The sequence below is a fragment of the Leptolyngbya sp. FACHB-36 genome, assembly GCF_014695955.1.
Classification (GTDB): domain Bacteria; phylum Cyanobacteriota; class Cyanobacteriia; order Leptolyngbyales; family Leptolyngbyaceae; genus FACHB-36.
On the sequence record NZ_JACJPG010000381.1, the window covers coordinates 1 to 7,243 of the forward strand.

At 51.9% G+C, this 7,243-nt stretch carries 7 protein-coding genes; 4 read left to right on the plus strand and 3 right to left on the minus strand.

Annotation, left to right across the window (positions count from 1 at the left end; genetic code table 11):
• The first annotated feature begins 296 nt into the window (after window positions 1–296).
• On the plus strand, window positions 297–1,649 hold the full coding sequence (gene mgtE / locus H6F43_RS10690) for a magnesium transporter (RefSeq protein ID WP_190342753.1): 1,353 nt from the start codon (window positions 297–299) through the stop codon (window positions 1,647–1,649).
• Window positions 1,650–1,807: 158 nt separating this feature from the next.
• Here the strand turns inward: mgtE and H6F43_RS10695 are convergent, their stop codons facing one another.
• Window positions 1,808–2,164, minus strand: coding sequence for a hypothetical protein (locus H6F43_RS10695; RefSeq protein WP_190342754.1), 357 nt, complete (start codon window positions 2,162–2,164; stop codon window positions 1,808–1,810).
• Between the two features lie 280 nt (window positions 2,165–2,444).
• Window positions 2,445–2,714: a phosphoribosylformylglycinamidine synthase subunit PurS gene (purS, locus tag H6F43_RS10700; protein WP_190342755.1), complete on the minus strand. Its 270-nt coding sequence runs from the start codon at window positions 2,712–2,714 to the stop codon at window positions 2,445–2,447.
• A 93-nt stretch (window positions 2,715–2,807) separates the two neighbouring features.
• On the opposite strand from purS, the gene H6F43_RS10705 reads away from it, so the two are divergent.
• Window positions 2,808–3,212 (plus strand): Fur family transcriptional regulator, encoded by a 405-nt coding sequence (locus tag H6F43_RS10705; protein WP_190342756.1) that lies wholly within the window; start codon window positions 2,808–2,810, stop codon window positions 3,210–3,212.
• A gap of 9 nt (window positions 3,213–3,221) precedes the next feature.
• Here H6F43_RS10705 and H6F43_RS10710 read toward each other — a convergent pair whose 3' ends face one another.
• Window positions 3,222–3,542: a TMEM14 family protein gene (locus H6F43_RS10710; protein ID WP_190342757.1), complete on the minus strand. Its 321-nt coding sequence runs from the start codon at window positions 3,540–3,542 to the stop codon at window positions 3,222–3,224.
• A gap of 199 nt (window positions 3,543–3,741) precedes the next feature.
• Between H6F43_RS10710 and H6F43_RS10715 the strand changes: the two genes are divergently transcribed.
• Together H6F43_RS10715 and H6F43_RS10720 are read left to right on the plus strand one after the other, a co-directional pair.
• Window positions 3,742–6,387: an EAL domain-containing protein gene (locus H6F43_RS10715; protein ID WP_190342758.1), complete on the plus strand. Its 2,646-nt coding sequence runs from the start codon at window positions 3,742–3,744 to the stop codon at window positions 6,385–6,387.
• 91 nt (window positions 6,388–6,478) lie between these two features.
• The coding region (locus H6F43_RS10720; protein ID WP_347272400.1) for a 2-oxoglutarate and iron-dependent oxygenase domain-containing protein at window positions 6,479–7,243 on the plus strand (765 nt) is incomplete at its 3' end.

Consider the following 7,243-nt stretch of genomic DNA (forward strand, 5'->3'; position numbering starts at 1 on the left):
ATCGCGCAACTCGATAAACTAAGCGCAACGGCTCCTGCAATCCACCTTATTGGAGAGGCAAATGTAGATGGAACGTGAAGCGTCTGATTCGGACGGTAGATTTTGTGTGAGGTGTCCATATTTACATTGTGCAGTCAGCAAGTTGGAGTTAGCATAGGGGTAGCGGTTCCTGCAACGGGCACCGATGTTGAATTTTGTGGAATCCATGGACACCAGTCCATCACCTTACAGTAATTACCTCCCCTAACCTGGTAAACCTTGGTCTTCCAGCGCGGGGGAGATTGAGGAGAACCTATATGCTGACCCAGGAAGGACGCGCTTCGCTGTCAGATATTTCTGACTTGAATCGCCTTAAATCTCAACTAAACCAGCTTCAGGCGGTAGATGTGGGAGACTACATCGCCGATTTGGCGTTGGAGCGTCGAGCGATCGCCTTTCGGTTGCTGAACAAGGACCAGGCAACCGATGTGTTTGAGTACCTCGATCCGGACGTGCGCGAGGAGCTAATCGGTTCCCTCCACGATGCTCAAGTCTGTCAGCTTGTAGAATCCATGCGACCGGACGATCGGGCGGAGCTATTCGATGAACTGCCTGCAAGTGTCGTGCGCCGCCTGATTCACCAATTGAGTCCGACCGAGCGGCAGGCAACCGCTACCATTCTGGGCTATCCAGAAGGCACCGCCGGGCGGATGATGACCACCGAGTATGTGCGACTACGGCAGGGACTAACGGTCTCCCAAGCGCTAAGCAAAATTCGCTTGAATGACCAGGACAAGGAAACCATTTACTACGCCTACGTCACCGATGACAACCGCAAGCTTGTTCAGGTGGTTTCGCTGCGGCAGTTGGTGTTCTCGCTGCCGGACGCGTTCATCCGCGATATTGCCAGCGATCGCGTTCTGAAAGTTCATACTGAAACGCCGCAAGAGGAAGCCGCTCAACTGATGAAGCGCTACGACTTGCTAGCGTTGCCAGTCGTAGACCGGGAAGATCGTTTAGTGGGCATTCTGACGATCGACGACGTGGTAGACATTCTGGAAGAAGAAGCCACCGAAGACATCCAGAAGCTGGCAGGGGGTGGCGGGGATGAATCGTCCTTCGCTCTCCCGCAAGAAACAATCCGCAAGCGTCTACCTTGGCTGGTGATTAATATTGGGTTGTACATCATAGCAGCAAGCGCGATCGCACCCTTTCAATCGGTGATTTCGCTGGTTCCTGTCTTATCTGTTGTTATGCCAATTCTGGCGAACAGCAGCGGCAATGTTGGGTTTCAAACGCTATCGGTGACGGTGCGTGGGTTGGGTATGGGCGAAATTACTCCCAAAGACACGCTGCAAATTCTTCGTAAGGAAATCCTGGCAGGTCTGGGAACGGCTGTGACGTTGGGCGTCTTGATGACGCTGCTGTCCCTAATCTGGACTCAGCACCACGAACGTTGGGTGTCGGTTGTCGCTGGATTGGTAATGATGACCAATACAATGGTTGCTGTAACGTTAGGCACCTTGCTGCCGATGGCAATGAAGCGGCTAAAACTTGACCCAGCCCTGGTTAGCGGTCCGCTGGTGACGACGACATTGGACACGATCGGCTTTATCCTTTTCCTGTCGCTCATTACTCTCAGCCTCAACGTGCTGAAACTGCCGACTTAGGACGATCGCAAATTGAGGGTTGGGATTTGCCAGTGGGCTAGAGTGGCATCTTGGCTGATTCATTCACTGGATCAACGCCTCAGTCTAGCCCGATCGCCCCATCTCTTCAGCAAGCGATGCCAACGACACGGGGCGGAATTCGTTTAAGGAGCAACATTCTACTCAGGCATTGTTGCCAATAGATCCGATGCCACTTTGTTCCGTGCCTCAATCCATACTTTCAAGCACGTCTCTACGAGCTTGCGAATTCCCGCATGGCGGTTAAATGCTCGATTTCCTTCACTTGAAGTAACTTCGTACACGACTTTCTCACCGGATTTCACGGCAATGTGTACTTTATGTCCACACAAGGTTTCAAGCTCAATCGCCCAGCTTCCGCTCTTAGCAAAGCCAGAGATGTAATAGAAGGGATTTTCAGCGAGCCGATCCTCGGTATAGTCAAACGTCCAAGAGGTATTCAAAATGCCTTTCTGGACTTTCTCCTGAATTTTCACGATGTCGTCTGGATTGTACATGGCTCCTCTGTGTCTCCTTAGGTACGGTGTGCTGGCTGATAAACGTCACAAGATTAGCTGTAGATTTCCCACCGAACCTATCTCGCTAACAGGATGACGAGATTCAGGCTTCACCTGAGCCATTAAAGGAGTGTCAGCTAGCCATCGTATTGAAGCCAGTCGATCGTAATGATGAGTGAAGTTCAAAATAGGTAACGTTCTGCCAGCAGGTGTGTTCTTGAAGAACTTACCGCCACGCTAGTGAATCGTAGCGCTGGCTAGCCGCATTGCTAATTTCCAGCTATCTAGCTTCAGTCATAGCCTGTAGCTCAAACTGATAATTCTCAATCACTGGATTTGCCAACAACTGGTCGCAAATGCGATCGACTTGTTTGCGGGCGTCCGCCTCGGTGTTGGCGCTCAGGCTTAACTCGATATATTTGCCAATCCGCACGCGAGCCACGTTGTCAAACCCGAGGTGAGTGAGTCCTGCTTGGACTGCTGTTCCGGCAGGGTCCAACACTGAAGGTCGAAGGGTAACATAGATGTGAGCCTGAAATTCTTGAGCCACAGCGCCTTTTCCTATTCAACAGTCCTGATAGTACCGCGTTCTTTCCCTTACTCTGTTATCTCGCGTCATGAGTCACGTTAGTTCTTAATTCCTATGAAATCTCACCGCACGCGCAGCCAAGACCGTATTGTTGAGTTGCTGAAGACGATCGGTCAACCCATCTCTGCTCAGGACTTGTACGTAGAGCTGCGAAACCGCGATCAATCTATGGGATTGGCAACCGTCTACCGGGCTCTGGAGGCGCTGAAACTAGAAGGGGTCGTGCAGGTTCGCACGGTAGTGGGCAGCGAGGCACTATACAGCTTGGCGCAAGAGGATCGGCACCACTTAACTTGCTTGCAGTGCGGCAACTCGGTTCCAATTAGCGAGTGCCCGGTTCATGAGCTAGAGGCGCAGCTGAATCGATCGCATCAATTCAAAATTTACTACCACATGCTGGAGTTCTTTGGGCTGTGTACTCAGTGTCAAACAGCACACTCTATTACGGATAATCCTTAGGGCACTAACCTAGCGACTCAGCCATGCTGCTAGAAATAGAACGCTGGCAAGGAAACTCAAAGCTGCCATTAAGCCAGCAGGCATGAACGATCGTGTACGGTGAAACCGCACGGCAAACACGCCCAAAAGTACCAGCGCAATTGCAGCGGCGATCGCTAGCCCAGTCGTCGGCGATTGCAGGCTAATGTACCAGGCAAGCCCTAGCGCTACCCCACTAATCAGACCAGACATTAGCGATACGCGGCTTTTAGCTTTAACAAAACCGAGAATGCCGCCCAAACTCACCAGAATGGCGTATAGCAACAAGAACCCAGTTGCGATCGTTGTCATATCTCAGCTAGTGTAGAGTGTTGGAGTGTTAAAAATGCTACCTAAGGTAACAAAGTTTTTACAGAATATCGCCTAAGTTCCTCAGAAATGATAAAGAGTTTTGTCGCTTTGTTAGGAATCGCTTACAGCTTTCCATTCTAGGAGCTAGGAACCTCTGTCAGATTACAGCAAAGTCAGCCGAGCAATCGTTATCATCACCATGTCAAAACCACGCCTGAATCAAGAGAGTTTGCTTCACCGAATTACCAATCGGATTCGTCAGTCATTAGAGCTGCAAGAGATTCTAATGACGGCAGCTCAGGAAATTCGAGTATTTCTTGATATCGATCGCGTGAAGATCTATCGCTTTGAGAGTGATGGAAGTGGTGAAGTCATTGCAGAGGCAATCAAGGATAAGCGCCTGCCTTCCCTGCTTGGCTTGCACTTTCCAGCGGGAGACATTCCTTCCCAGTCGCGAGACCTTTTTCTTAGAGCGCGGCAGCGGGTAATCGTGGATGTCGTAGCACAGCGCAAAATCCTGAGTCAGTTAGATAATCTTCAAACCGGGGATTCACTGTCTTTAGAGGATGTTCGCTATGCTCCGGTTGACCCCTGCCATGTGCAATATCTTCAGGCAATGGGCGTACTTGCTTCACTGATCATTCCAATTTTGCATCAGAATCGGCTGTGGGGCTTGGTTGCCATCCACCACGCCAAGCCGCGTCGCTTTCACGATCGCGAGTTGCAGATGGTGCAGTTGCTGGTTGATCAGGTCTCGATCGCCATTGCTCAATCGAACCTACTAAAGCAGGTGCAACAGCAGGCACATCACGAGGCGACGATCAATCGCATTAGCAGCTTGTTGCACTGCCCACTGACCCTGCCCGAAATTCGGCAGACGGTGCTAGAAGAAACCGTCAAAGCCTTACAGGGGTCTGGGGGACGGCTGTATCTAGGAGCTGAACCTGCTAATGAACCCGCTCAGCTTTATACGACTGGCGTACAGCCTACGGAAGCCTTTATTGAAGAGAGTGCAGGCTGGCATGAATACCTAGGTTGGCACGAGTCGTCTAATGTGGCACATACGACTCATCAAGAGCTGATCGTAGCCTGGGAGCAGGCAGGACGATCGTTGCTGCCCTCAACTCTGGCTGATTACAGTAGCCCAACTGCAAACCCCAGTGGGCTACCGTCGCCGTGCATCCTGGCTGATCTGCAACTGTCTCAGTGGTGTCTACTCGCCGATACGTTTTCCTCCACACCGATCCGATCGGTTCTAATTATCCCGCTTCAGTATCGCCATCAAGGAGTGGGCTGGTTGAGCATCTTCCGCAACGGCTACGATACCGAGGTGTTGTGGGCAGGTCGGCATAATGCCGATGAGCGCAATCAGTATCCTCGCCGGTCGTTTGAGGCGTGGCGCGAAGTCAAAGTCGATCAGAGTCCTGAATGGAGTCAGGATGAAGTCAAGCTAGCGCAGACGATCGCGCTGCATCTCTACATGGCAACCATGCAGAAGCGCGTAGAATCGCTGCTGCGACACGAAGCCTCCCACGATCGCCTGACGAACTTGCCCAATCGATTGCTGTTCGATGAACAACTTTCGCTGGCGCTGTTAACAGCACAGCAGCGTGGAGAAATGTTGGCGGCGGCGTTTCTGGATCTCGATCGCTTCAAAACCGTCAACGATACGCTGGGTCATGCCGTGGGTGACCAGTTGCTCAAGCAAGTCACGCAGCGACTGCAAGGGTGTCTGCGGCAGTGCGATACGGTCGCTCGCTGGGGTGGTGATGAGTTTACGCTGCTCTTTCCCCATATCAGCATTGATGAGGTCAGTAAGATCGCTCGACAAATTTTGGATGTACTGGGTGCACCTATACATCTAGAAAGACAGGAACTCTACATCTCTGCAAGCCTAGGCATTGCTTTATTTCCCTATGATGGTGAGGATGCAGAAACTCTGCTTAAGAACGCCGATACAGCCATGTACCGTGCCAAGCAGCAAGGGCGCAATAATTTTCAGTTGTACTCACCGGAAATGAACACGAAGGCGCGGGAGCAACTTGAGTTAGAGACCGACCTACGCAAAGCCCTAGCAAGGAACGAGTTTCTACTGTACTACCAGCCTCAAGTTGATATTCACACGGGAAGCATTGTCAGTGCAGAAGCGTTAGTCCGTTGGCAGCATCCGCAGCTTGGGCTGGTGCCACCAAACCAATTTATTCCGCTAGCAGAAGAGACGGGGCTGATTTGCCCACTGGGGGAATGGGTGATTCGTGCTGCCTGCATTCAGCACCAAGCCTGGCGATCGCTGGGATTGCCGCCGCTGCGAATTGCTGTTAACCTTTCGGCGCGCCAGTTTCAACAGCAAGACTTGGTAAAAATCATTGCCAGCATCCTACAAGAAACCAAAACAGAGCCGCACTATTTAGAGCTAGAGATTACCGAAAGCACCGTCATGCAGGATGTGGATTTTACGATCGCGGTTTTGCAAGAGCTGCGAGAGATGGGAATTCAAATTGCGATGGACGACTTCGGCACTGGCTATTCATCCCTCAACTCAATCAAGCATTTTCCATTGCACACCCTCAAGATCGATCAGTCCTTTGTCAGGGACTTGATGACAGACTCCAGTGATGTTGCCATTGCCAGGGCGATCGTTGCTCTAGGTAAAGGACTGAATCTGAAGGTGATGGCGGAAGGTGTAGAAACCTGCGACCAGCTTGAGTTTTTGCGATCGTTAGGGTGTGATGGTGCTCAGGGCTATCTTTTTAGCAGACCCTTATCGCCCACCGCTGCATCCGAACTGCTAGCTCAGGAAATGAATCTCTCAAGTCGAGTGTACCCGTGCTGTCCCGCCGCTTGAGAGGGCAGAGCAACGCAAGCTGCAAACGATGATTCAGGCAGTTTGAGGGGGATTGTAACGCGGCAATGCGGAGCAGGATAAGCTGATTCCAGTGTTTGTCATTGGAAGCGTGATCACCCAAACCATTCCAGTTCTGGATTTGCAGGCGTTTCGATCGAGCAATCGTTCCCGATTTGTGGCGGAACTCGGTGAGGCGCTAGAGACGATCGGCTTCTTTGCGCTAGTCAATCATGGAGTCGATGCGGACCTGATCCGCGCGGCTTACGCGGTTGCTCAGGCGTTTTTCGAACTGCCGGAGACGGTGAAGCGCCGCTATGAAGTTCCAATGCTGAACGGACAGCGTGGCTTTACGCGCTTTGGGCGGGAACACGCGAAGGATCATCCTGTCCCAGATTTGAAGGAATTTTGGCAGGTGGGTCGATCGCATCCACTCGCCTCTCGCTACCCAGCAAATCCTACGCCCGTTGAAGTTCCTGACTTTGCGCCAGTGATGACTCGGCTCTACACGCAGCTAGACACCTGTGCTACCGAGTTGCTGGAAGCTTGCGCCCTGTATTTGGGAGAGTCGGAAACTCTCCTGAGCGACATGGCAGCGGATGGTGACACGATTCTTCGCATCATTCACTATCCACCGATTCCTGCCGATGCCCAGCCTGACAGCGTGCGATCGGCTCCTCACGAAGACATTAATTTAATCACGCTGCTGTGCGAAGCCAGCGACGACGGATTAGAGCTGCGGCGGCATGACGGAACGTGGAGTCCCATTCACGCCGTGCCCGGACAGATTATCGTAGACAGCGGCGACATGCTACAGCAGTTGACTAACGGACTGCTAAAAAGCACAACGCACCGCGTT

What these genes read in the sequence shown, in the direction of transcription:
- mgtE (WP_190342753.1), top strand. Translation starts at nt 297, where the DNA reads ATGCTGACCCAGGAAGGACGCGCTTCGCTGTCAGATATTTCTGACTTG.
- H6F43_RS10695 (WP_190342754.1), bottom strand. Translation starts at nt 2,164, where the DNA reads ATGTACAATCCAGACGACATCGTGAAAATTCAGGAGAAAGTCCAGAAA.
- H6F43_RS10705 (WP_190342756.1), top strand. Translation starts at nt 2,808, where the DNA reads ATGAAATCTCACCGCACGCGCAGCCAAGACCGTATTGTTGAGTTGCTG.
- H6F43_RS10710 (WP_190342757.1), bottom strand. Translation starts at nt 3,542, where the DNA reads ATGACAACGATCGCAACTGGGTTCTTGTTGCTATACGCCATTCTGGTG.
- H6F43_RS10715 (WP_190342758.1), top strand. Translation starts at nt 3,742, where the DNA reads ATGTCAAAACCACGCCTGAATCAAGAGAGTTTGCTTCACCGAATTACC.